The organism is Nocardiopsis sp. NPDC055824 (assembly GCF_053616335.1).
Window position 1 is genome coordinate 24528 of record NZ_JBSHDN010000025.1, and the last position, 24972, is coordinate 49499.

A 24972-nucleotide genomic window follows, 5' to 3' on the forward strand; every position below is an offset into this window, starting at 1 on the left:
GAACCCGGATGCCCGTCCCGATCGCCCTTGCCCCGCCCCCTCCCCCGGTCCGCCTCCCCTCCGCGCCTCAGACCGCCGCGTCGACCGCGTCCTCCGCCGCGGCCAGCGCCTCGGCCCGCTCCGCCGGGACCAGCCCGATCCGGGTCCGGCGGTCCAGCAGGTCGTCCGCGTCCATGGCCCCCTCGTGGCGCACGCCGAACCGGAACTCGGCGCCCGTGACACCGCGCACGACCGGCTCCAGCAGGGCGGGGTCGCCGCCGGCCCCGTCCAGGACGTCGACGGCCTCGGTCCCGTACCGCTCGACCAGTCGGCGCGGGGCCTCCACCGCGTCCAGCTCCTCGCGGGAGGCGGCGCCCACCAGGGCCAGGAAGCGCGTCCGGCACGGTCCGGCGGGCAGCCGGCGGGCGCGCACGGCGGCGTCCACGGCCTCCTCCGCCATCGCCCGGTAGGTGGTGAGCTTCCCGCCGACCACGGTGACCGTCCCGTTGGGCGCGACGGAGACGGAGTGCTCGCGCGACAGGTCGGCGCTGTCGCCGACGCCCTCCAGCAGAGGGCGCAGTCCGGCGAACGCGCCGATGACGTCATCGCGCCCGATCCGGTTCTCCAGCGCCCCGTTGAACCGGTCGAGCAGGAAGTCCACGTCGCCCTCGGGCACGTCGGGGACGTGCGGCGCGGGGCCGTCCACGGGTTCGTCGGTGAGCCCGGCGAACACGCGCCCGTCCGTCTGGGGCAGGGCGAAGACGAAGCGGCTGACACTCCCGCCGACGGGCACGGTGAGCGCGGCCCGGGGGCGGCCCAGGGCCGCGCCGTCGAGCACGAGGTGGCTGCCCCTGCTGGGCCGGAGCCGCACGCGGGGGTCCAGGAGCCCCGCGTGCACACCGGTGGCGTTGACGACGGCGCGCGGGCGCACGGGGACGATCCTGCCGGTGGCCGCGTCCCTCAGCACCGCGCCGTCGGCGGTCACGCTCTCGGCCGAGCAGCGGGTGATGACCCTGGCCCCCTCGCGCGCGGCGGTGCGCGCCAGAGCGACGACGAGCCGGGCGTCGTCCACGAGCTGCCCGTCGAAGGACAGGATGCCGCCGAGCAGGTCCCGCCTGGCGGCGCCGGGCAGCAGGCGCAGGGTCTGGCGGGCGTCGAGCAGCCGCGGGCGGGGCAGCACGCTCCCCGGGGTCCCCGCCATCACGCGCAGGAGGTCGCCCATGCCCATGCCCGCGCGCACGGACAGCGCCCTGGCCAGGCCGCTCCCCCTGTACACGGGCACGACCATCGGCATGGGGCGGACCAGGTGGGGCGCGGTCACCCGCATGAGGAGGTCGCGTTCGCGGGCGCTCTCGTAGGCGATGCCGAACTGCCCCCGGGCCAGGTAGCGCAGGCCCCCGTGGACGAGCTTGGAGCTCCACCGGCTGGTGCCGAAGGCCAGGTCGTGGCGTTCGACCAGCACGGTGGAGAGTCCGCGCGAAGCGGCGTCGAGCGCGGCTCCCGCCCCCGTCACGCCGCCCCCGACGACCAGGACGTCCACCTCGGGCCGGGCCTCCAGCCCGGCCAGGTCGGCGGCTCTCCGGGCGGCGTTCAGCGAGGGGGACGCGGGACTGGCAGTGCTCATGTGAGCGGTCCTTTCCGGGGGACGGTGCGGCGGATGGGCCGGCGCGCGGCCCCGCCCGGCCCGTCGGGGCCGCGGCGCTTCAGGGTGCGAGGTAGCCGTCGAGGAGGACGGCGAGTTCCCCGACGAGCCGGTCCTCGTCGAGGACGTCGGCGAACAGGCGGCGCGAGGTGACCGTGCCCTGCACGGTCACCAGGACGAGGCGGGCCAGGGCCTCGGGGTCGCCCGCGCGCACGGAGCCGTCGCGCTGCCCCTCGGCGACGACGGGCTCCACCAGGTCGAGGGCGGCCCGGTGGCTGGTCCCCAGCCGGTGGAAGGTGTAGGTCGCCAGGAGTTCGGGCTCGGTGTCCACGATCCGGGTGAACAGCGGGTGGGCCAGCATCGCGCGGGCGACCCTGGCGGCGTGGCGGACCAGGCGCGGGCGCACGCCCTCCCCCTCCGGGTCGTCGGCGGAGGCCGCGCCGGCCTCGGCGAGGATCTGCCGCAGCTCGCGGGTGAGCAGGTCCGCGACGAGCGCGGTCGCGTCGGGCCAGCGGCGGTACACGGTGGGCCTGCTGACCCCGGCGCGGCGCGCGACGTCGGTCAGCGTGGTGCGGCGCACCCCGAAGGCCTCGACGCAGGCGCGGGCCGCGTCCAGGATCCGATCCTCTACGTTACGTTTTGACGCCATATGTAAAACTGTAGGGCATGGCTCACGAGAAGACACCGCCCGGCGACGGGAACGGCCCCGGCCCGGGCACAGGCCCCGCCCCGGGCACGGACACCGCACCCGACATGAGCTGGTTCGCCTGGGGCGACCCCGCCAGGGCGCCGGAGCTGGACCCCGGTCTGCGCGACCTCGTCGCGCAGGTGCTCCGGGCCCGCCTCCAGGACATGCCCCCGGTCCCGGAGGAGCTGGTGGAACTGCCGCCCAGCAGGCTCGGCCCCCGGCTGCGCGAGCTGTTCGCCGGGGTGGTCGGCCCCGGGCACGTGAGCACGGAGGACCCCGTCCGCCTGCGCCACTGCGGCGGCAAGAGCACGCCCGACCTGCTGCTGCGCCGCGCGGGCCGGGCGGACCCGGCTCCGGACGCCGTCCTCTACCCGGCCGACCACGGCGAGGTGGAGCGGCTCCTCGCGGTGTGCTCGGAGGAGCGGGTCGCCGTCGTGCCCTTCGGCGGGGGCACCAGCGTGGTCGGCGGCGTCACCCCGCTGCGCGGGGGCTTCCACGCCGTGGTCTCCCTGGACCTGCGCCGCCTGGACCGCCTGGTGTCCGTGGACCCCCTGTCGTCGACGGCCGTCCTGGGCGCGGGCGTGCGCGGTCCGCACGCGGAGGCGATGCTGGCGGAGCACGGGCTCACCCTGGGGCACCTCCCCCAGAGCCACGAGTACGCGACGATCGGCGGCTACGCGGCCACCCGTTCCAGCGGACAGGCCTCCTCCGGGTACGGCCGGTTCGAGGACATGGTCGTGTCGCTGCGGGTGGCGACCCCGCGCGGCACCCTGGAGGCGGGCGGTCCGCCCGCGTCGGCCGCCGGCCCGGACCTGCGGCGCCTGCTGCTGGGCTCGGAGGGCACGCTGGGCGTCATCACCGAGGTGGGCGTGCGCGTGCGGAGGGCGCCCGAGCGCGTGCTGGACGAGGCGTGGTCGTTCCCCGACTTCGCCTCGGGCGCGGACGCCCTGCGCGTCCTGGCGCAGTCGGACGCCCGGCCGACCATGGCGCGCGTGCTCGACGAGTCGGAGACGTTCGTGGGCGCGGCGATGGGCGGGCGCGAAGCCGTCCCCGGGTGCCAGGCCGTGCTGGGCTTCGAGGGGGCCCCCGCGGAGGTGGAGGCCCGCGCCGCCGCGGTGCGGGAGGCCATGGCGGAGGCCGGCGGCACCCCGCTCGGCCCGGAGCCGGTGGCGCACTGGCGCGAGAACCGGTTCTCCTCGCCCTACCTGCGCGACACCCTGCTGTCGGCGGGGATCCTCGCCGAGACGCTGGAGACCGCCGCGTCGTGGACCGGCCTGCTGCCGCTGTACACGGCCGTGTCCGAGGCGCTCACGGGGGCGCTGGAGGGCGACGAGGGCGGCGCCGTGGTGATGTGCCACGTGTCGCACACCTACCCGACCGGCGCGTCCCTGTACTTCACGGTGGCGACGGCGGCCGGGCCGGACCCGGTGGCGCGCTGGGGCCGGGCCAAGCGCGCCGCGTCGGACGCGATCGTCGCCAACGGCGGGACGATCACCCACCACCACGCGGTCGGGTCGGACCACCGGCCGTGGATGGCGGCGGAGATCGGTCCCCTGGGCGGCGACGTGCTGCGCGCGGTCAAGGCCGCGCTGGACCCCGAGGGCGTGCTCAACCCGGGCAAGCTCATCCCCGACGCGGACTAGCGGACCGCCCGCGGCGCGGCCGGGTCGGCTCCGGCGGCGCCGCGGGCCCGGACGGGCCCGTCCTCACGCCCTCTCCGCCTCGCGGGAGAGGCTGCGCTCGACCTGCCCCGCCATGTCCTCGAGGAGGTCCAGGGCCTCGCCCTCCCCGATACCGCCGTCCTCCACCGGCAGGCTGATCATGACCGCCACGTTCACGCTGGTGAAGGAGGCCGTCGCGACGACCGCGTCGGAGTACTCCCCGTCGCGGTACAGGACCGCGAAGCCGCCGTCCCCGGCCCGCACGGACCGCCAGTCGAGGACCTCCCCCTGCATGCCCTCTGGCGCCCTGTCCCCCTCCAGGTCCTCCCGGGCGTCCGCCATGTCCTCGCGCAGGTCGGCGAGGGTCTCACCGCCGTCCTCGAACTCGTACAGGGAGACGAAGACGTCGAGGAGGAAGACGTAGGAGTCGTTGACGGAGCAGGCGAGGTAGCCGATCTGGCCGTCCTCCGCGTAACCCGCCTCCTCCGCCGAGTAGTAGTCGCCCTCGGCCAGCGGGCTGTCGGCCCCGGGGATGCCGGCGACCACGTCCTCGGACAGCAGCTGACGGCAGCCGGGCAGGTCGGCGTAGGGGCGGCCGCCCGCCGCCTCCCACACCACGACGCCGAGGGAGGCGACCACCGCCAGGGAGGCGGCGGCCACCCCGACCAGCACGGCCGGTCCGCGCCGTGCCGGGCCTCCGGGGCGGCCCGGTACGGGCGGCTGTCCGGGCGGGACTCCCCCGGGAGCGCCGTGGCCCGGCCGGACGGGCGGGACGTACCGCTGTCCCGGAGACCCGCCGTGGGGCGCTTCGGGCGGTCCGTGGGGCCCGGGCGGGGGCTGCCGTCCGGGGTGGGGGCGGGGCGGCCGCCCCCGGTGGGGCCCGCCGGGGAACGGCCGGCCTCCGGGGGGACCGGGGAACGAAGCGTCGTCGGGGGGATGGGTCATCGGTCTCGCGGCTGGGGGCGCACCCGGCCCGGGGCGGGTGGTCGCCGCGCCTCCTCACAGGTGGTCTCGTGTCGCACGGAACGGCCCGGGCCGGCGTGCGCACCGTGCGCGCGCCGGGACGCCACACCAAGTATCGCCAACCGCGGCTTCCGCGCCAGACCCGGGACCGGAACCGGACGCGACCCTTCCCACGGCGCGAAACCGCCCCGGGCGCCCCCGCGTGCCCCGACAATGGATGCCGTGGCACGAGGAAAGCTCCGCATCTACCTGGGTTCGGCCCCCGGGGTCGGCACCACGCACAACGTGCTGGTCGAGGCCCGCCGACGGGCCTCGCACGGCACCGACGTGGTGGTCGCCGCCGTCCACACGCACCGGAGGGAGCGCACGTCCGCCCTCCTGGAGGGGTTGGAGTGCGTGCCGCCGCACCCGTCCGGCTCGGTGGACACCGCGGCGGTGATCTCGCGGGCGCCCGGCACGGCCCTGGTCGACGACCTCGCCCGGTCCAACCCGCCTGGGGCGCCCAACCCGACCCGCTGGCAGGACGTGGAGGAGCTGCTGGAGGCGGGGATCGACGTCCTGTCGACCGTGGGCATCCACCACCTGGAGTCGCTCAACGACGTCGTCCACCAGATCACCGGGGTACGCCCCCAGCAGACGGTCCCCGACCACGTGGTGCGCCGCGCGGCCGAGGTCGAACTCGTCGACATCACCCCGCAGGAGCTGCGCCGCCGCATGGCGCACGGCGACATCCACCCCGCCGAGCGGGTCGACGCCGCCCTGGCCGACTACTACAGGGAGGGCAACCTGGCGGCGCTGCGCGAGCTGGCGCTGCTGTGGACCGCCGACCGCGTGGAGGAGGGCCTGTCCCGCTACCGGGGCGAGCACGAGATCCAGCGCACCTGGGAGGCCCGCGAACGGGTCGTCGTGGCGCTCACCGGCGGCCCCGAGGGCGAGACGCTGATCCGCCGGGCCGCCCGCGTCGCCGCCCGGTCGCGGGGCGGGCACCCCCAGCCGAGCCACCTCCTGGCCGTGCACGTCGTGCCGCCGCAGGGGATCTCGCAGACGCCGCCGGAGGACCTCCTGCGGCAGCGGCGCCTCCTCGCCGAGCTGGGCGGGACGTACCACCAGGTGGTCGGCAACGACGTCCCGACAGGCCTGCTGGAGTTCGCCCGGGGCGTGCACGCCACCCAGATCGTGCTGGGCTCGTCGCGCCGCCGGACCTGGCAGTACGTGTTCGGTCCCGGGGTCGGCGCGATCGTGGCCCGCGACTCCGGCGACATCGACGTGCACATCGTCACCCACGAGAGGGTGGGCAGCGGCCGGTGGCCCCTGCCGCCCCCGGGCCGAGGGCTGGGCGAGCACCGCCGTGCGGCCGGGTGGACCCTGGCGCTGCTGGCGCCCACCCTCGTCTCGCTGTTCCTGGCCCTGCCGCTGTTCTCGGACGTGGGCCCGGCCTCGGACACCATGCTCCTCCTGCTGATCACCGTCGCCACCGCGGCCGTGGGCGGGCTGCGCCCCGCGCTGGTGTCGGCGCTGTGGAGCGCGGTCCTGCTCACCGTCCTGGTGTCACCGCTGCACGGGCGACCGTCGGTGTCGCTGGACAACGTGGTGGCGCTGACCGCGTTCACGCTGGTGGGAACGCTGGTCGCGATCGTGGTGGAGATGGCGGCCCGGCGCTCGGCGCAGGCCGCGCGGGCCCGCGCCGAGGCCGACGCGGTGACCCTCCTGGCGGGGAGCATCCTGTCGGGCAAGGAACCCCTCCAGGCGCTGCTCCGGCGCATCAGGGAGACGTTCGGGCAGCGGTCGGCGACGCTCCTGGAGCGGTTGGACGACGGCCGGTGGCGGCCCGCCCACAGCGTCGGAGCCCCGGCCTGCGACTCCCCCGACGAGTCGGACGTGCTGGTGTCGGTCTCCGACAACCTGGCGCTGGCCCTGCGCGGCCGGGTGCTGCCCGCCGCCGACCGGGGCGTGCTGCGCGCGTTCGCGGCGCACATCGGCATCGCCCTGGAGCACCAGAGGCTGGAGTGGGACGCGGCCGAGGCGAGGAGCCAGGCGGCCGGCAACCGCATCCGCACCGCCCTGCTGGCCGCGGTGTCGCACGACCTGCGCACCCCGCTGACGTCGATCAAGGCGAGCCTGGCCAGCCTGCGCGCCACCGACATCACGCTCACCCCGGAGGACCGGGAGGACCTCCTGGAGACCGCGGAGGAGTCCACCGACCGGCTCAACCGCCTGATCGACAACCTGTTGGACATGAGCCGCGTGCACACCGACAACGTGCGCCCCAAGCTCCGCGCGGTGGGCCTGGAGGAGGTCGTCCCGATCACCCTCCTCGGCCTGCCCCACGAGGCCGTCACCGTCGACGTCCCCGACGGCCTGCCCCGGGTCCTGGCCGACGCCGGACTCCTGGAGCGGGCGGTGGCGAACGTGGTCGCCAACGCGGTGCGGTACAACCCCGATCCGCGCCTGCCCGTCCTGGTCGCCGCGAGCGCGCACGGCGACAGCGTGCAGCTGCGCGTGGCGGACCGGGGGCCGGGTGTCTCGGACGAGGGCAAGCAGCGCATGTTCGAGGCCTTCCAGCGCCTGGGCGACGCCCCCCAGGGCACGGGGGTGGGGCTCGGGCTCGCCGTCGCCCGTGGTTTCGTTGAGGCGATGCACGGCAGACTCGACCCCGAGGACACCCCTGGAGGCGGGCTGACCATGGTCTTCACCCTGAGGGCGACAGAACTCGATATGACGGACATCGATGGCGAGAGGGGGTCCCATGCGGGTCCTGGTCGTTGACGACGACATGCAGATCATCCGGGCCATGCGGATCAACCTCCGTGCGCGCGGGCACGACGTGGACACGGCCGCCGACGGGGCCACGGCCCTGCGGCTGGCCGCCGAGAACCACCCGGACGTGGTCCTCCTCGACCTGGGGCTGCCCGACATGGAGGGCCTGGAGGTCATACGGCGCCTGCGCGGCTGGTCCCAGGTGCCGATCATCGTGCTGTCCGCACGGCACTCGGCCGGGGAGAAGGTGCGCTGCCTGGACTCGGGCGCCGACGACTACGTCACCAAGCCGTTCGGCATGGACGAGCTGCTCGCCCGGATGCGGGCCGCCGAGCGCCGGTCGGTCCGCGCGGAGGAGGCGCCGGTCGTGCGCACGCAGTGCTTCACCGTGGACCTGGGCGCCAAACGCGTCCTGCGCGACGGCGGGGAGGTGCGGCTGACCCCGACGGAGTGGCACATCCTGGAGATCCTCGCACGCCACGCCGGACAGCTGGTGAGCCAGCGCCAGCTGCTCCACGACGTGTGGGGGCCCGCCTACCAGAGCGAGACGAACTACCTGCGGGTGTACATGGCGCAGCTGCGCCGCAAGCTGGAGCCGGACCCCGCCCGTCCCCGGTTCCTGATCACGGAGGCGGGCCGGGGCTACCGCTTCGAGGGGGCGGGCTGACCCCGCCGCCCGCCCCGCCGGGGTCAGCGGGTGACGGCGGCCCCCTCGGCCAGCTCCATGAGCGCGTCGAACTCCTCGGTGCCGACATGTCCCCGGTTGGCCTCGGCCACCGCCCGGCAGGGGGCGAAGGCGCGCACCCACTCGAACAGCCGGTCGGCGTCCACGCCCATGGCCTCGGAGAGCACGCCCACACGGCGCTCCACCTCCGCCACGCCGGTGGTCCTCCACAGCGCCCAGTCGACGGCGTCGACCGCGCCGTCGCCGAGGCAGGCACGCGGGTCGAGGGCGACGAGGCCCCGCCCGCCCCCGTCGATGACGTTGCCCGGGTGCAGGTCTCCGTGCACCGGCACCACGTGGACGTTCCCGTTGGCCAGGTCCCGCGCACGGCAGAAGCCCTGGTGCATGGCGGAGACGGGCACCACCTCGGCGGCGGGGCCGTCGGCGCGCTCGCGGTTCCAGAGGTCGAAGACGAACTGCACCCGCGACGTCAGCGGGCGGAGCTCGTCGAGCTCCGCGCGGGGCACGGCCGTGGCGTGGAGCTGGGCGATGAGCGCGCCCACGGTCTCCATCCGCGGCACCGTCCCGCTGTCGGCGACCGTGATGCCGTCGACCCGCTCCATCAGGACGGCCCCCCGTTCGGCGTCGAGACCCCACACGAGCGGCACGCGGCCGGAGTCCCCCCACATGCGCAGCAGCCGGGCCTCGGAGACGGCGAGCCCGCTGTCCGGGGACAGCTTGAGCACCCCCGCGGACCCGTCGGCGCCGCGCACGTGGATCACCACGGACGTACGGCCGCGCGGTGCGGGGCCCTCGACCGTCAGCCGCCACTCGGCGGCGAGCTTCTCGACGATCCCGGGGAGCTCGGCCAGCCACTCGCCCACGTGGCTGCCGAAGCGCCGTTCCAGACGGCGGCGCTGTCGGCTGTCGACGAACTGCGCTGTGCCGTGGTTCATAGATCCACCTTAGGTTCGCTCACGACGATGCCTGTCGGGGTCGAGCCCCGTCGCGGCTCGGCGGCCGTCCGCTCCGCACCGCGCGGGCGCCGGTCGGGACCGGGCCGGTCGCGGGAGTCCGCCTCGCGGGCGGGGAGTGCGCGGCTCCTGAGGGGCCGGGCCCGGGCCGTTCCGCGCCGCTCCGGTGCGGTCGGGTACGGGTACCGCGTTGTGGGTGCGGGGAGTTCCCGCCCTTCCGACCCCTACCCGTCCCGGTGGTCCCGGTAACGGAACAGCCGCACCCCGAGCCCCCTTCGTTACCGAACGGTGTCGCCATGTCACCCCCCGTGGGTACGCTTCCCGGCTTCCGGAGACCCCGGCCCGGGTCAGGCCAGCCGCCCCTTGGCCGCCCGGTGCTGGGCCAGGAGCGTGTCCACGACCAGCTCCGAGGGCCACAGCGGGGTGGTGAGGGCCGTGACGTCGAGCCCGCGCAGCAGCTCGAAGTCGGGCCCGTCGACGAGCCTCCACGCCGCGACGGCGACGTTGTCGCGGCCGTCCCGGCGCAGCCGGTCGACGGCGTCGAACACCGAGGGCGCCCAGGTGCGCAGGTAGCCGACCTGGACCGGGGAGCCGAGGCGGCGGCTGAGCATGCGGGCCACGTCCATGACGACCTGGCGCTCCTCCGTCCCGGTCGTGCCGTCGGCGGCCAGCACCACGCCGTCGCCGGGCCTGCGGCCCGAGTCGACGAGGCGGCCCGCGAGGTCGGCGACGATGGACGGGACGGCACCGAGGGGCGGTGTGTGCCAGGCGTTCCCCAGACGGCCGAGGTCGAGCCTGGAGAGCAGGTGGGCGCTGGCGACGTCACCTCCCGCGACGAACGCGGGGACCACCACCTTGGGGCCCCTGACGGCGCGGATGGCGGCGGTGACCTCGGCGGGGCTGCCGAAGGCGGGGACGACCGGAGCCTCTCCCCGTCCGGCCACCGCCTCGGCCAGGCCGCACAGGGCCTCACGCCGGTGGGCGTCACGTGAGTCGTCGGCCACGAGGACCATCGTCGGGACCATGAAAGGCTCCTTGAATCGCGGTGAGATCTACCGTTGTCCGCCGAGAGTAAAGGGGCACCGTTTCAGGGGAGTGCTCTCGTGTTACATGGAGGAAAACAGCAGACAATGGCTATGATGGTTATCGCCTGAACGAGTCTTGGTGAACCATAACAATCTCGGAAAAACTGTGATGTGTCCACTTTTCCGGGGAGTGGCGTGCGCCTCAGTGCGACCACCCGACAGAGGGGTCGGCGGGCGGAACCGCGGGTAGGACATCCCCCACCAGGACCGACGGCCGGACAGCCATGACAGGGCCGGAACCCTCCGACCTGTCGGACATGTCCGACACCACACCCCCATAGCCACTCCGGGGGGAAACCGATTTCACCCCGAAGTTCTGTAGAGATATACCCGGCAAAAAATTTCCTATGCATTCGCCCGGTGCGGATGCACGTGCCGAGGAATGTGCCCCGAGGGGCGCAGCCTGACGCGGGGCCGTTTTCGCCGTCGTTTCCGCGGTTCCGCGTTCCGGGGCTCCGGAAATCGCGAGAACGACGACTCCTGCCACATGCGACCCTCGCGTGTCAAGGGTGCGCACTCCCCTACCGCGTCATAGCCGCACACCACCTGACGTGGGGGGACAGGATGCCGGTCCGGCGCGATCACTTGCCATGGGCCACGGGCCCGCCCACACTTGGAACCGAGCGGACCATATCCCGGCAGGCCCACGCGCCCCGGGACCGTTCACGGGCAACCGCCCGCCGGATCCACCACCGGCAGCGGACCCGCGACCCACACCGCACCGTGCAGACTGGAGTGAGCATGGCCGTCCACCCTCGGGTGCAGACGCTGGCCCAGACCTTCCTCGCCCACGCGGACCAGGAGGCCCCCGGCCTGGTCGAAGGCCTCTACCTGACCGGTTCGGTCGCCCTCGGCGACTTCCGCCCGCACGCGAGCGACGTCGACTTCGTCATCGTCACGAGGAGCACGCCGGACGGCGACGAGCTGGAGCTGCTGCGCGGCGCGCACGCGCGCACGCGCGCGGCCGTCCCCCGCCCCCAGTTCAACGGCATCCACGTCACCTGGGACGACCTGACCCGCGACCCCGCCGCCTGCGGAGCGGTCCCCTCCGTCATCGGCGGCCGGTTCCGTTCGCGCGCGAGCGCCGACGTCAACCCCGTGACCTGGCACATCCTCGCCGAGCACGGCGTGACCATGCGGGGCCCCCACCCGGTCGAACTGGACGTGTGGGACGAGCCCGAGAGCATGCGCGCCTGGTCCCTGGGCTCCCTGGACGAGCAGTGGCGCCGCTGGCGCGAGAAGGCCGGCCGCCTGGTCACCCCGCGCGGCCTGGCCGTCCTCGGTTCCCTGGCGCCCTCCTGGAGCGTGCTGAGCGTCAGCCGCCTGCACTTCACCCTGAAGACCGGGGAGATCACCTCCAAGTCTGGCGCGGGCGCCTACGCCCTGCACGCCTTCCCGGAGAAGTGGCAGCACATCGTCAACGAGTGCCTGCGCGTGCGCCGCAACGCCGGCGCGCCCTCGCTGTACGAGAGCGCGCTCGCCCGCCGACGGGCCGCCCTGGACTACATCGAGATGGTCCTGGACGACTCCCTGCGCCCCGGCCTGGCCGCCTGAGCGCTCCACTCCCCCGCTCGCACCGGTCCCGGGGGACGGTGGGCGCTTTTCCGGCTCGCCCGACTAATCTGGGATTCATGACCATGCGCCCCATCGTCCGCTTCGGCGACCCCGTCCTCGTCACTCCGACCACCCCCGTCACCCGGTTCGACCAGCACACCGAGGCACTGGTCCGGGACCTCCTCGAAACGGTCGAGGCCCCCGGCCGGGCCGGCCTGGCCGCCACCCAGATCGGGGTGGGGCTCCGCGTCTTCAGCTACAACGTGGAGGACCGGATCGGCTACGTGATCAACCCCGAGATCGCGGAGCTCTCGGAGGAGGTCCAGGACGGCGAGGAGGGCTGCCTGTCCGTCCCCCGGCTCTGGTACCCGACCAGGCGGGCCGAGCGCGCCGTCGTCACCGGGGTGGACCTGCGCAACGAGCCGGTCACCGTGGAGGGCACCGGGCTGATGGCCCGCTGCCTCCAGCACGAGACCGACCACCTCGACGGCATGGTCTACGTCGAGCGCCTCGACCCCGACACCCGCAAGCGCGCGATGCGTGACATCCGCCGCTCCGACTGGTTCATGCCCGCCTCCCCGGACGCTCCCCCGGCGCCCGTCGGCCTCCGGCTCCCCAGCGCCTTCGGCGGAGCGGGCTGAGGCCGCCGCCCCGCCGTGCGGTCCGGACCGGCAGGGGGTGCCGGTCCGGTCCCCCGCTCCGGGTATCTTCGGACACATCCCCCTACCCCCCGCAGTCACGTGAGTCAACGCACTAGGCACGTCACGCCACGATCTCGTAAGGTCTGCTGAGCATCCGGCACCCCGCGGCGCCCCCGCACCGCGCCGCAGGCCCACCGGACGCACCCGGACCGCCCTCGGAGCACACATGACGACCACTCCTCCCCGCAACCCGCGCGGCACCCGTGCCGCCATGTCCCTCGCCGCCGTCACGACGGCGCTCCTCATCGGCCTGCCCGGCACCGCGCAGGCCGAGCCCGGCGACGACGAGGTGGACATCGACGAGCTGACCCAGCGGGCCGAGGAGCTGGAGGAGAGCTACGACGGGGAACTGATCCAGTTCACCGAGATCAAGGGGCGCGTCGAGCAGGCCGAGGAGGACCTGGAGGAGGTCGAGTCCCGCCTGGACGCGTCGCGGGCGGGTGTGTCGACCATCGCCTCCGCCCAGTACAAGAACGAGACCGGCCTCGACCCCGCGCTCCACGCCATGTTCTCCAGCGACCCGGAGGAGATGTTCAGCGACGCCGCGACCCTGTCCTACCTGGGGCAGAGCCAGTCGGAGCAGATCGCCGAGCTGATCGACACCCGCGACGAGGCGGCGGAGGTCGCCGAGGGCCTGCGGACGGAGATGGCGGACGCCGAGGAGCTCATCGAGGACCTGGAGGCGCAGCGCGAGGACGTCGAGGAGCGCATCGCCGAGTACGAGGAGGAGCAGGTCCCCGAGACCCCGGGCACCGGCAGCATCCCCGACAGTGCGATGGGCTGGGGCTGGAGCGGGGCGACCCCGCGCATGGCCGCCATCCGCGACGAGATCGTCATGCGGTTCGGCGCCCCCTACCCGGTGGGCTGCCTGCGCTCCAGCGCGGACGACCACGGCGTGGGCCAGGCCTGCGACTTCATGATGAGCTCCGGGGGCGCGATCCCCTCGGCGGAGAACCAGGCGCTCGGCACCCAGATCTCCCAGTACGCGATCGACAACGCCGACAGGCTGGGCGTCAAGTACATCATCTGGGAGCAGCAGATCTGGCAGGCCGGTTCGTGGACCTGGATGAGCGACCGGGGCGACAACACCCAGAACCACTACGACCACGTGCACATCTCGTCGTACTAGTGGCGGGCCGGCCTCCCGGCCGACCGGCGGGGCACGGCCCGAACCCGGAACTCAGCGGTTCCGGCGGCGACAGCGCCCACCCGCCGACGGCTACGGCGCCGAGCCCCTCGGACCCGGCGAGTCCCGTTGGGCGGCGGGGCGCGGACCGCGGCGCGTGAACGCGAACGGGACGGCCGCCAGGAGCGCCACCGCCGTCAGCGCGAACGCGGGAACGTAGCCGAACAGCTGGATCAGCAGCCCCAGGAGCATCGCCCCCGCTCCCGAGCCCGCGTCGTAGCCGATGTTCCACACCGCGCTGGCCCGGCCGTAGCCCGAGGGGCCGGCGCGGTTCAACATGAGGGTGACGGTCTCGTTCTGGACGGCGCCGAAGCCGAGACCGAACACCATGGCTCCCAGGAGCACCAGCAGGACCGTCCCGGCGCCCAGCCCTCCCCCTCCGTCGCCGTGCGACCACAGCGCCGCGGTGACCAGGGCCATGCCGAGGGCCGCGCCCGCGGTGCCCGGCAGCAGCAGGAGGGTGCGCCGGTGAAGGTCGTGCAGCATCCCGGCGGTCCACCGGCCCGCGACGACCGCCAGGGCGTAGGCGGCCAGGGCCCCGCCGACCAGCCACGCGGCCTGCTCGAACGGGATCGCCAGGAAGGTGATGACCGCACTGGCCGCGGAGGCGGTCAGCAGCATCAGGACCAGCGGGGCGGCGAGCGCCAGCAGCAGCGGCAGCCCCGAGGGCGCGTCCGCCGTGGCCGCGGCGGCCCGCGCGGGGCTCCGCAGCGCCGCCCGGTTCCGGCCGCCGTCGGCGAACCAGACGCCCCAGGCCAGCAGGGCCCCCACCACCGAGCACAGGCCGGTGATCCAGAACGCGGCGGCGAAGCCGGCGTTGAGGGCGAGGGCCACACCGCCCGGCAGGATGAGCACCTGCGGCAGGCCGACCGCGAGCCCGTAGTAGCCGGTGGCCCGCCCGACCTGGCTGTGCGGGACCAGCCGCGCGGCGAGCGCGGTGCCCGCGACGCTGACCATGCCGAAGCCGACGCCGCGCACCGCCGAGACGGCGATGAGCGGCCCCAGGTCCGCGGTCAGCGCGAACAGCGGGGTCGGCAGGCCCATGACCAGGGCCCCCACGGGGAACGCCCAGCGGTAGCCGCCCCGCTCCAGCAACCAGGGCATGGCGAGCTGGGTGAGCACCGTCGTCAGCATGAAGGCGCCGGTGGTGCTCCCGGCCCCGAACTCGCCCGCTCCCCCGCGCGTGGCCCACAGGGGCACCAGGGGGAGGACCGCCGCGAACCCGCAGAGGGCGAAGGCCGTGGCCGCGATGAGCAGCGCGAAACCCCTGCCCCGGAGGCCGGGCAGGTCGGCGGTGGTGAACTCGGCGGGTGTCGACCCGTTCCCGGAGGAGGACGAAACAGATCGGATCATCCGTCCTTTGTAGTGCACGGGCAGACGCCTGTCGATGCCGCCGCCGACCGGTCGGCGCGGCCCGCGCCGGGGCCGCGGGGTCAGTCCCCGGGGGCGATCCGCTCGCCGATCCAGTCCCTGAGGCGTACGGCCAGTTCGGGGGTGACGGCGCGCTCGGCGTGCCCCATCCCCGGGACGAGCCACAGCTCGCGGGGCTCGCGGGCCGCGTCGTGGATGGCGGTGGCGTGGGAGACGGGGAAGTAGCTGTCGGCCTCGCCGTGCACGACCAGGAGCGGTGTCGGGGAGACCTCCCCGGCGAGCTGGCGGGGTTCGGCGGGCTTGGGGTCCCAGTCCCGGTCGATGACCCTCACCTTGCGGAAGCTGCGCAGGAAGAAGCGGCCCGCGGCGCGCCCGATCCCGAGGTGGAGCAGGCGCATCCTGCGCGTGCCCCGGTAGTACCAGCGGCTGGGGCCGCTGACCGAGACCGCGGCGGCGATCCCGCCGTAGATGGCGGCATGGCGTACCACGACGGCGGCGCCCATGGAGAACCCGACGGCCGCGACGGACGTGTAGCCGAGCTCCCGCAGGCGGGCGACGACCGCCTCCAGGTCGTGGATCTCCTCGTTGCCGACGGTGCTGCGCCCGCCGGAGCCGTGGTGGCCGCGGAAGTCGAAGGTCATCACGTCGCCGACGGGGAGGAACGCCTCCGCGATGGCGCGCGTGTACGGGCTCCGGTGGGTACCGGTGAACCCGTTGGCGAGGACCACCGCCGCGGTGCGGGACCCGGTGCCGTGCAGGAGCACGGCGTCGATCCCGACCCCGTCCGCCGTGGTCAGCCGGAACCGGCTCTCGCGGGGACGGTCGACGGGGGCGTCAATGGCATCGGACACCCCTCCATCGTGCCCGATCACGTCCGGGGGCCGGCGTCCGGCCCCCGGTTGTGGCCCCCGTCGCCGTACCTGTGCTCGATCCACTCGTCGGGGTACAGGTGTCGTCCGCCGTGCTCCGGGGCCTCCGGGGCGCGGCCGTGCGCGCCGCCCGGCCCGCCGTGGGGGCCGGGGTCCCTGCGGTAGGGGTCCGCGGCGGACGGACCGTGTCCGCCGTGCCCGGACGCCTCGCCCCAGGACGGGGCGCCGTGCGCGGCGCCGCCGGTCGGCGCGGGCCCGCCCCATGCGGGGGTTCCGTGCGCTGGCCCGCCGCCGTACGGCCCGTTCCACCCCTGTCCGGCCGGGTCGCCGCCGTGCCGCGGCCCGCCCTGGACCGGCCCGCCCTGGACCGGACCGCCCTGGACCGGACCGCCCTGGACCGGACCGTCCCAGGACGGGGCGCCGTGCGCGGGGGTCCCGCCGACAGCCGGACCCTCCCACCCGCCCGACGCGTCACCGTACGGCCCACCGTTCAGTGCGGTCCCACCTGCGCCTGCCGCCGCTCCGGGGGGCGGCGGGCCGCCGGGGCCCGGCCCGCCCTGCGCGGAGCCGTCCGCCCGGTGGCCCTGCGCGGGGGGCGCCCCGAAGGCGCGGGCGCCGTGCGGCGGGGTGCCTCCGTGCCCGCCGGGCGGGGTCAGGTGGTGGTGCTCCGAGGGGGCCGGGAGCTCGTCGCCGACCGGGGGCACCGCCCCGGTGCCGCCGGAGGCGGGCCCGTCCCCGTACCCGTCGTACCCGTCCTCGTAGCCGGCGTCCCCGTACCCGTCCTCGTAGCCGGCGTCCCCGTACCCGTCCTCGTAGTCGTCGCCGTAGTCGTCCTCGTAGTCGTCGCCGTAGTCCTCGTGGAGGCGCTCGCCCTCCTCCCGGACGGCGGGGGGCGGGAAGACCAGCGAGCGCAGGTCGAGCGCCACGTGCACGACGACCGGCACCCAGATGCTGCCCGTGCCCAGGTACAGGACCGTGAAGAGGGTTCCCGACGTGCCGGCGCTGACCAGGCCCCACCAGCCCTGGTAGAGGTGCGCGACGGAGAAGAGGGCGACCGACAGCACGGCCGCCATCCACAGCGGCGCCCCCAGACCCGCGACGAGGGCGATGAACAGGCCCCGGTACAGCAGTTCCCCGAACACGCCCCCGGTGACGGCGACTCCGCCCGCCATCGCCCGCTCCGCGGTGGTACGCGGCACGAGGAGCCCGCGCCCGCGCTCCGGCTCGGGGAGGGTCATCGGGGCCGCGGCGGCCCTGCGCCCCCGGTGTCCGGTGGCCCGTCGGCCCGCGGCCGGGTTCCCGGCGTCCGCGCCGGGCCCGGTCCGCTCCGCGTCCTCAGGCCCCTCCGGGTCTCCCGGAGAGGCCCCCTCCCGGGCTCCGGGCAGGTCCGCGCGTCCGTTCCCGCGCCCCCGCCGGCCGCCCGCGGCCCGTCGGCCCCCGCCCTTGCGCGAGGAGCGTCCGGCCGTCCCCGGCAGGTTCACGGGCAGCCCGTTGACCAGGACCCACATCGCGGCGAGGGCGACCAGGCCCCCGACCGCGCCGCCGACGACCGGCCCCCAGGCGTCGGGCAGCCTCAGCCCGAGGTCCGAGGGGAGCAGGTCCGGCGAGAGCAGCAGGACGAGGAGGACGACCAGGCCCCAGAGGACGTGGACCGCCATGGTGACGGCGTGCACCTGTGTCAGCGCGCGTACGTCACCGCCCCGCCTGCCGGAAAGCCACGTGAAGGCCTTCCTGCCGAGGAGGGGCTCGCCGACCGCCGCGAAGAGGAGCAGCAGGACCGTGAGGACGGTCCCGGCGAAACTGAAGTGAGGAAGAGTCTCCGACCATGGCACGGGGCAATAGTAGGGGTCCGAAACACGTCATAGTGCACATGCCGGATTCCGAAGCCGCCGCCCCCTTGCCGTTGAGCCCGGGAAGAGTGACGGTAGAAGTGTCACAGGTCACCTTGCGGACGGTGACGTCCGGCCCGCCGTGACCACCGCCCCACGGATCCCGAAGGGCTGGGCAGCAGGGATGGCAGACCGAGCCGTACACGTGCCGGAGGCCGACAGGCCCCAGGACATCCGCAACATCGCGCTGGTCGGTCCGCCCGGCGCCGGGAAGACGAGCCTGGTCGAGGCGCTGCTCGTCGCCGCGGGGGAGATCGGCCGCCCCGGCAGCGTGGAGGAGGGGACGACGGCGAGCGACCACGACGGCGTCGAGGTCCGCCAGAAGAGGTCGGTCCACCTGACGCTCAACCCGGTGACGGTCGACGGGGTCAAGGTGAACCTGCTGGACACCCCCGGGTACGCGGACTTCATCGGGGCGATGCGCGCGGGGCTGCGCGGCGCGGACGCCGCCCTGTTCGTCGTCTCCGCCCTGGACGGCGTGGACGGCCGCACGCGCGTGCTCTGGGAGGAGTGCGCCGCGATCGGCATGCCCCGGGCCGTGGCCGTCACCAGGATCGACCACCCCCGCGCGGACTACGACGACGTGGTCGCCCGGTGCCGGGAGTCCTTCGGCCCCGGCGTCCGCCCCGCCTACCTCCCGGCCTACGAGGGGAGCGGGGACGACCGCCGCGTGGTCGGCCTCTGGGGGCTCGTCTCCGAGCGCTACCACGACTGCCAGGGCTCCCCTGCGGGAAGCGGGACCGGTGGCGGGACGGCGCCGTCCCCCGCCCCGCGCCCGGTCCCGGACCGGGTCCGGGAGGCCGCGGGACCGCTCCGGGAGGCCCTGGTCGAGGAGGTGATCACCGGGAGCGGGGACGAGGTCCTCATGGACCGCTACGTGGAGGGCGGCGAACTCGACCCGGACCTGCTCGTCGCGGACCTCCAGAAGGCCGTCGCCGCGGGCGGCCTCCACCCTGTCATCGCCGTCAGCACCACCACGGGCGTGGGCGTGCGGGAGCTGCTGCACGAGCTGCCGCTGTCGTGCCCGGACCCCACGCGGCGCCCGTTCCCTTCGGTCGCGACCCCGGAGGGCAGGCCGGTGCCCGGGCTGTCCTGCGACCCCGGCGGCCCGCTCGTCGCGGAGGTCCTCAGCACGGCGGCCGACCCGTACGTGGGCAGGGTGAGCCTGGTACGCGTGTTCTCGGGGACGCTGACCCCGGACTCCGCCGTCCACCTGCACGGCCACGGGGTCCCCTGCGGGCTCACGGGCACGGTCGAGCTGGACCGGGTCGGCAACGACGAGCGCGCGGGCGCCCTGGCGGTCCCGCTGGGGCGGGGGAGCCGACCCGTCGGACGGGCCGTCGCCGGGGACCTGTGCCTGGTGGCGAGGCTTCCGGACGCACGCACCGGCGACACGCTCTCCGATCCCGGCCGCCCGCTGCGGGTGTCGCCGTGGCGGTTCCCGCAGCCGCTGCTGCCGGTGTCGCTGGCCGCCGCGTCCTCCGCCGACGAGGACAAGCTCTCGCAGGCGGTGGCGCGGCTGGTGGCGGAGGACCCGTCGCTGCGGGTCGAGGTGAACCCGGAGACCCGCCAGATGGTGCTGTGGAGCCTGGGCGAGGCGCACCTCGACGCCGCCCTCGACCGGTTGGAGCACCGGCACGGGGTGCGGGTGGAGACCGGTGGGGTGAGGGTCCCGCTGCGGGAGACCTTCGCGGTCCCGGCCCAGGGGCTGGGCCGCAACGTGAAGCAGAGCGGCGGGCACGGCGAGTTCGGCGTCTGCCGGATCCGGGTGGAGCCGCTGGCCCCGGGTTCGGGCCTGGAGTTCGTGGACGAGACCGTCGGCGGCGTGGTGCCCCGGCAGTTCGTGCCGTCGGTGGAGAAGGGCGTCCGCGCCCAGATGGCGGACGGCGTGGAATCCGGGTATCCGCTGGTGGACATCCGGGTGACGCTGTACGACGGCAAGGCGCACCCGGTGGACTCCTCGGACGCGGCCTTCCAGAAGGCGGGGCGCCTGGCGCTCAGGGACGCCGCCGCGGCCGGCGGGCTGGCGGTGCTGGAGCCCGTGTCCGATGTGGCGGTGGAGGTGGACGACTCCTACCTGGGCCCGGTCCTGAGCGACCTGTCGGCCCGGCGGGGCAGGGTGGTCGGCACCGGGACGGCGTCGGGCGGCAGGGCGGTGGTGCGGGCGGAGGTCCCGGAGCTGGAGATCACCCGGTACGCGGTGGAGCTGAGGTCGGTCTCGCACGGCACCGGGGTGTTCACCCGGGAGTACCTGCGCCACGAGCCGCTGCCGCCGCAGGCGGCGGCGAGGCTGTCCCGGGCCGGCCGGGGCTGACGCGCGGCGGCCCCTCCCCGGGGGCGGACGGGCGCCCGCGCCGCCGCACGCGGCCGGACCGCCTCCCCGCCGGGCGGGCCCGGACGCCCCTCGGGGCCGGGGAACGGCACGGCGCCTAGAAGACGCGCCCCGGGCGGCTGCGGTCGGCCAGCGCCGCGAACCGGAACGTGTTCACCGGGTGGCTGGACAGGAGGTTGACCAGGAGCACGAAGAACCCCGTGTCGGTCCGCGCCCGCGCGGCGATGTCGTCGAAGTCCACCGACGGGTACAGGTACTTGCCCACCGCGAGGGCCCTCAGCCCCTGCATGCCCTCGGGGCAGAACGCGTAGGCGTGGTTGTCCGCCGTGTACTCCTGGGCGCGTCCCAGGGAGCTGCCGACGCCGGGGATCACGTTCGCCACCGAGACGCCGAAGTGCCGCCAGAACGACGTGTGGCCCGCCGCGATGTGCCCCACCTCGTGCCCGATCACGAACCGCAGGGCGTCGGGGTCGGCGAGGCGTCCGCCCACCTCGAACAGGTCGCTGTTGATCGCCACGTAGCGGCGGAACCCGTGCCCGGAGGCGTAGGCGTTGATCACGCCGTTGCCGAGCACGACGTACGCCTCGGGCGCCTGCGGCATGCGGAACGCGGCGGCGGCCTCGACGACCATCCGGTACGCCTCGGGGAACTGGTCCTCGGTGATGCGGACCCCGTTGACCCTCTGCCTGGCGTACAGCTGCCCGCGCACGAAGTACACGAGCGCGGGCAGGCTGAGCAGGAGCAGCGGTTCGTTCGGGTCGCCGGAGTAGGCGCGGCTGACCGCGCCCACCACGGCGAACACGGTCACCGCGACGCAGGCCACGAGGACGGGGATCTCCCGGGGGTGGCGCAGGGACCCGCGCAGGCGGCGGTCGGCCCACCGCCAGGGGCCGTGCCCCATCCGCCGTCAGAGACGGTACTCGGCGTCGGGCAGGTCGTCGTCGGGCCCGTGGGGCGGCGGAGCGTGGTGGGCGCTGCCCCGGGGCGGCGGACCGCCGTAGGACGGTCCCGCGGGAGGTCCCTGGGGCGGGCCCTGCGGGACGCCGTCGTCGTCGAGGATCGAGGCCATGTCCGTCGACAGGGTGGACTCCTCGGCCTTGTCGCTGCGCCACTCGTCGCGCAGCTCGTCGTCCTGCGCCCCCATCACGGCGTCCATGTCGGCGTCGTAGGTGGACTTGGCCGGGTCCTGCGCGGGGTCGGGCCAGGAGGAGGCCAGGAACGCGCTGTCGTAGGCGTCGTTGGGCTCGGGCGGCCCCGCCTGGGCCGGGCGGCCCCCGGGGGCGGGCAGGCCCTGCGGCGGACCGAACGGGTCGGACAGGGGGTCGGAGAGCGGGGCCGCCGGCTGCGGGGCGGTCTCGCCCCGGGCGGGGGCGCCGCCGAACGGGTCGACCGGGTCTCCGGCGACCGCGCGCGGCTCGTGGACCGCGTCGGGGGCCGGCCCCGGGAAGGCCGCGCCGGCCGGGGCCGAGGAGGCCCCGCCCTGCGCCCCGTCGGCGCCCAGGTAGGACAGGGCGGCGACGGTGATCGCCGCGAGCCCCGCGCGCAGGGTGGGTTCGCGCGCGGGCGCGAAGAACGGCGAGTGGTTGCTGGGGACGTTGCCCATCTTCTCGTACGGGGTGTCGCCGGGCGCCGCCTCCCACACGTCGTGGGGCGTGGCGCCGACGAACCAGAACACGTACGGGATGGGCTGGGGGTCGCCGGGGAGGCCGAAGTAGTTGAAGTCCTCCGTGCCGGGCGAGGGGTCCGGCAGGTGGATCACGTAGTCCTCGCCGAAGTAGGCGTGGTGGGCCGCGGCCACCTCCGCCGAGCAGGTGGCGTCGTTGCGGGTGACGCCGCAGGAGACGAACATCTCGATGTCGGGCTCGCGGGCGGCCCCGGACGCCGCGGCCTCGGCGCGCACGATCCGCTCGATGGCGGACTCCAGCTGGTCCGCGACGTTGTCGTTGAGGGCCCGGGTGTTGATCTCCAGGTAGGCCTCGTCGGGGATGATGTTGGCCTTCGTCCCGGCCTGGATCCTGCCGACGGTCAGGACCGCCATCTCGCTCGGGCTGATCTCCCGGGAGACCACGCCCTGGAGGCGGGTGACGATGTTCGCGGCGATGACCACCGGGTCGACGGTGGTGTGCGGCTGGGAGGCGTGGCCGCCCTCGCCGTGCACGCGCACCCGGTAGGCGCGCGAGGCGCCCAGGATGATCCCGGCGCGGTGGGAGATGAGTCCGGCGGGCTGCGGGCCGAGGTGCTGGCCGAGGATGACGTCGGGGCGGCCGAAGCGGTCGTAGAGGCCGTCGGCGAGCATCGCCTGGGCGCCGTCGAGGGTCTCCTCGGCGGGCTGGGCGACGATCATGACGGTGCCGGCCCACTCGTCGCGGGTCTCGGAGAGGAGGTCGGCCGCTCCCACGAGGCAGGCGGTGTGGGCGTCGTGTCCGCAGGCGTGCATGACGGGGACCTCGACGCCGTCCTCGTCGGGGGCGCGGGTCGTGCTCGCGTACGGGAGGCCGGTCTTCTCCTCCAGGGGGAGCGCGTCCATGTCGGCGCGGAGCATCACCGTGGGTCCGGGGCCGTTGCGGAGAATGCCCACGACACCGGTGCCGCCGATCCCCTTGTGGACCTCGTACCCGGTCCGGGTGAGCCACTCGGCGACGCCGCTGGCGGTCCGCTGCTCGGCGTGGGAGAGTTCCGGGTTCTTGTGCAGATCGACGTAGAACCCCTCCACGAGCGGGAAGAGCTCGTCGAGGAGTCGCATGACCACGCTCCCGTGCTGGGCTGCACGGTCGGGGTCCACCGCGTGCGGCACGGTTTCCACCGCCTTCTTCCGTATCTCGACTGGACGGGCACTGCCTGACGGCTCAGCCTAGCGGCGCGGTCGTCACGGCCACACACCGACACGTTCACCCAGCGTCCGCCACGGTCCCGCAGATGGGTTAGGGTCTGCACACGGAAAGCCATCCCCGCCCGAGCCGGTCACATTACGTGTGTCCCGCTCGTCCCGTCCTCACCGTGCGTACGGAAGGACCCGGGGAACTTTCCACAGATTTGGGAGAACCGCTGGCGTACCTTGCAACATCACAGTAAGGTAACGCAGCACATGCTGATTCATCCGACCTTCCGGTGCCTCCCCTCGCGCGCCAAGCGGCACCCTCTCATCCGAGCCCCGGCCCCCGAGGCCGGCCCAGACCCCTTCCACGGGGTCCGTCGGACCACGAACCCGCCCGAGAAAACAGTGATCTACGGAGTCCACTCGTGGCCTCATCCATGACCAGTCCGGCCTCCCGCCCTCCGGAACCCGGGCAGGGCGCGACCACCGGGGGTCCCGCCCCCGAGACCGTCCAGGCACCGGGGCGCGACGCCCGGCTGGACAACGCCAAGTTCATCCTCATCGCGCTGGTCGTCGTCGGCCACGCGATCGAGCCCCTGAGGGACCACGGGCCCACGGGCGCCCTGTACTACTGGATCTACTTCTTCCACATGCCCGCGTTCATCATGATCAGCGGGTACCTGTCGCGGTCCTTCGACGCCTCGTCGAACCGCGTGGAGAAGCTGGTCCTGACGGTGGCCGTCCCGTACCTCATCTTCTGGACGATCCACCAGACCATCTACTTCTTCGAGCGCGGCGGCCTTCCCGACGCGGCCTCGGTGCTCAAGCCGACCTGGACCCTGTGGTTCCTGGTCGCGCTCTTCCTCTGGCGCCTGAGCGTGCCGGTCTGGAAGCAGCTGCGCTGGCCCGTGCTCATCGCCGTGGTCGTCTCGATGTTCGGCGCCACCGCGAGCCTGGGCGAGACGCTCTCCATGGGCCGCGTCGTCAGCTTCCTCCCCTTCTTCGTGCTGGGGCTGAGCCTGCGGCGCGAGCACTTCGCCCTCCTGGACCGGCTGTGGGTGCGGATCCTGTCCGTGTTCGTGCTCGGCATGACGGCCGTGCTGGCCGTGCCCATCTCCGACCGGCTGAGCCGCGACTGGCTCTTCTGGAAGGACAGCCTCACCGACCGGGACATCGACCCGCTCCTGCCCAGCTTCGGGATCCGGCTCGCCTTCATGGGCCTGGCCCTGCTGATGACCGTCGCGGTGCTGGCGCTCACGCCCAAGCAGCGCACCTGGTTCACCTCCCTGGGCGCGTACACCCTCTACATCTACCTCGGCCACTCGGTGGTCCTGCTCCTGCTCAAGGCCTCGCCCTGGTACGACGTGGTGGGCGGGCCGACGGGCACGGCGATCACCGCCGCGGGTGCGGCGGCCCTGACACTGCTGCTGTGCACCCCGTGGGTGCGCAAGTGCATGCAGTGGGCGGTCGAACCCCAGCTGACGTGGTTCCTGCGCAAGGACTCCACGCTCCGCCCGGAGAACCGCGAGCGCGCGCGCAAGGACGGCGGCCCGGGCGACCCGAAGAAGAAGGAGACCGCCGGGGTCTGAGGCGGGCCCCGCCGGCCCGACAGGACGGCGTCCGGGCCGCCGCGGAGCGGGATCGCGGAGGCCGGGCCGTCCGTCGGTTGCCATGGGGCGCGAGGGGAACACGGGGACACAGGGAATCGGATACGGGGAAGGGGCGGTGGGGGGTTTGGGCCCCCCCCCTGGTTGGGCGCGGGGACCGGCGGGGTTAGGGCCCCCCCGCGGGCGGGGGCCGCGGGGGCCGCGCGGCCGGGCCGGGCGGGGGCCCCCGGGGGGC

At 74.7% G+C, this 24972-nt stretch carries 18 protein-coding genes; 8 read left to right on the forward strand and 10 right to left on the reverse strand.

Annotation, left to right across the window (positions count from 1 at the left end; genetic code table 11):
• Positions 1 to 67 precede the first annotated feature (67 nt).
• On the reverse strand, positions 68 to 1603 hold the full coding sequence (locus tag ACWGL3_RS08535) for a glycerol-3-phosphate dehydrogenase/oxidase (RefSeq protein WP_267946378.1): 1536 nt from the start codon (positions 1601 to 1603) through the stop codon (positions 68 to 70).
• A gap of 79 nt (positions 1604 to 1682) precedes the next feature.
• Positions 1683 to 2270, reverse strand: a complete 588-nt coding sequence (locus ACWGL3_RS08540) for a TetR/AcrR family transcriptional regulator (RefSeq protein ID WP_267946379.1) — start codon at positions 2268 to 2270, stop codon at positions 1683 to 1685.
• Between the two features lie 104 nt (positions 2271 to 2374).
• Here ACWGL3_RS08540 and ACWGL3_RS08545 point away from each other — a divergent pair, with 104 nt between their 5' ends.
• On the forward strand, positions 2375 to 3952 hold the full coding sequence (locus ACWGL3_RS08545) for an FAD-binding oxidoreductase (protein WP_452461104.1): 1578 nt from the start codon (positions 2375 to 2377) through the stop codon (positions 3950 to 3952).
• 63 nt (positions 3953 to 4015) lie between these two features.
• Here the strand turns inward: ACWGL3_RS08545 and ACWGL3_RS08550 are convergent, their stop codons facing one another.
• Positions 4016 to 4642 carry a hypothetical protein gene (locus tag ACWGL3_RS08550; protein ID WP_267946380.1) on the reverse strand — a complete coding sequence of 209 codons (627 nt, stop codon included), beginning with the start codon at positions 4640 to 4642 and terminating at the stop codon, positions 4016 to 4018.
• A gap of 504 nt (positions 4643 to 5146) precedes the next feature.
• Here ACWGL3_RS08550 and ACWGL3_RS08555 point away from each other — a divergent pair.
• Both ACWGL3_RS08555 and ACWGL3_RS08560 read left to right on the forward strand, forming a co-directional pair.
• On the forward strand, positions 5147 to 7699 hold the full coding sequence (locus ACWGL3_RS08555) for an ATP-binding protein (RefSeq protein WP_452461100.1): 2553 nt from the start codon (positions 5147 to 5149) through the stop codon (positions 7697 to 7699).
• Positions 7680 to 8357 (forward strand): response regulator, encoded by a 678-nt coding sequence (locus tag ACWGL3_RS08560; RefSeq protein ID WP_267946382.1) that lies wholly within the window; start codon positions 7680 to 7682, stop codon positions 8355 to 8357. Before ACWGL3_RS08555 ends, ACWGL3_RS08560 begins: the two co-directional genes overlap by 20 nt.
• 23 nt (positions 8358 to 8380) lie before the next feature.
• Here ACWGL3_RS08560 and ACWGL3_RS08565 read toward each other — a convergent pair whose 3' ends face one another.
• Entirely contained in the window at positions 8381 to 9310 is a 930-nt protein-coding gene (locus tag ACWGL3_RS08565) for an aminoglycoside phosphotransferase family protein (protein WP_267946383.1), read from the reverse strand.
• 365 nt (positions 9311 to 9675) lie between these two features.
• Positions 9676 to 10353, reverse strand: a complete 678-nt coding sequence (locus tag ACWGL3_RS08570) for a sirohydrochlorin chelatase (protein ID WP_267946384.1) — start codon at positions 10351 to 10353, stop codon at positions 9676 to 9678.
• An 801-nt stretch (positions 10354 to 11154) separates the two neighbouring features.
• Between ACWGL3_RS08570 and ACWGL3_RS08575 the strand changes: the two genes are divergently transcribed.
• The 3 genes from ACWGL3_RS08575 to ACWGL3_RS08585 all read left to right on the forward strand — a co-directional run bounded on the left by ACWGL3_RS08575 (position 11155) and on the right by ACWGL3_RS08585 (position 13797).
• Entirely contained in the window at positions 11155 to 11967 is an 813-nt protein-coding gene (locus tag ACWGL3_RS08575) for a nucleotidyltransferase domain-containing protein (RefSeq protein ID WP_267946385.1), read from the forward strand.
• Positions 11968 to 12044: 77 nt separating this feature from the next.
• Complete coding sequence (gene def / locus ACWGL3_RS08580; protein WP_267946386.1) at positions 12045 to 12608, forward strand: peptide deformylase; 564 nt, start codon at positions 12045 to 12047, stop codon at positions 12606 to 12608.
• Between the two features lie 226 nt (positions 12609 to 12834).
• Complete coding sequence (locus tag ACWGL3_RS08585) at positions 12835 to 13797, forward strand: coiled-coil domain-containing protein (RefSeq protein WP_452461101.1); 963 nt, start codon at positions 12835 to 12837, stop codon at positions 13795 to 13797.
• 90 nt (positions 13798 to 13887) lie between these two features.
• On the opposite strand, the gene ACWGL3_RS08590 is transcribed toward ACWGL3_RS08585, so the two are convergent.
• The 3 genes from ACWGL3_RS08590 to ACWGL3_RS08600 all read right to left on the reverse strand — a co-directional run bounded on the left by ACWGL3_RS08590 (position 13888) and on the right by ACWGL3_RS08600 (position 17926).
• Positions 13888 to 15207: an MFS transporter gene (locus ACWGL3_RS08590; protein WP_267946388.1), complete on the reverse strand. Its 1320-nt coding sequence runs from the start codon at positions 15205 to 15207 to the stop codon at positions 13888 to 13890.
• Between the two features lie 80 nt (positions 15208 to 15287).
• Complete coding sequence (locus ACWGL3_RS08595; RefSeq protein WP_267946389.1) at positions 15288 to 16076, reverse strand: alpha/beta hydrolase; 789 nt, start codon at positions 16074 to 16076, stop codon at positions 15288 to 15290.
• 17 nt (positions 16077 to 16093) lie between these two features.
• Positions 16094 to 17926 carry a CPBP family glutamic-type intramembrane protease gene (locus ACWGL3_RS08600; protein ID WP_452461102.1) on the reverse strand — a complete coding sequence of 611 codons (1833 nt, stop codon included), beginning with the start codon at positions 17924 to 17926 and terminating at the stop codon, positions 16094 to 16096.
• A gap of 181 nt (positions 17927 to 18107) precedes the next feature.
• On the opposite strand from ACWGL3_RS08600, the gene ACWGL3_RS08605 reads away from it, so the two are divergent.
• Positions 18108 to 20297 carry an elongation factor G-like protein EF-G2 gene (locus ACWGL3_RS08605; RefSeq protein WP_267946391.1) on the forward strand — a complete coding sequence of 730 codons (2190 nt, stop codon included), beginning with the start codon at positions 18108 to 18110 and terminating at the stop codon, positions 20295 to 20297.
• Between the two features lie 115 nt (positions 20298 to 20412).
• Here the strand turns inward: ACWGL3_RS08605 and ACWGL3_RS08610 are convergent, their stop codons facing one another.
• Positions 20413 to 21216, reverse strand: coding sequence for a M48 family metallopeptidase (locus ACWGL3_RS08610; RefSeq protein WP_267946392.1), 804 nt, complete (start codon positions 21214 to 21216; stop codon positions 20413 to 20415).
• A gap of 6 nt (positions 21217 to 21222) precedes the next feature.
• Positions 21223 to 23118: an amidohydrolase gene (locus tag ACWGL3_RS08615; protein WP_452461103.1), complete on the reverse strand. Its 1896-nt coding sequence runs from the start codon at positions 23116 to 23118 to the stop codon at positions 21223 to 21225.
• A gap of 449 nt (positions 23119 to 23567) precedes the next feature.
• Here ACWGL3_RS08615 and ACWGL3_RS08620 point away from each other — a divergent pair, with 449 nt between their 5' ends.
• Positions 23568 to 24719 (forward strand): acyltransferase family protein, encoded by a 1152-nt coding sequence (locus ACWGL3_RS08620; protein WP_267950501.1) that lies wholly within the window; start codon positions 23568 to 23570, stop codon positions 24717 to 24719.
• The last annotated feature ends 253 nt before the right edge of the window (positions 24720 to 24972 follow it).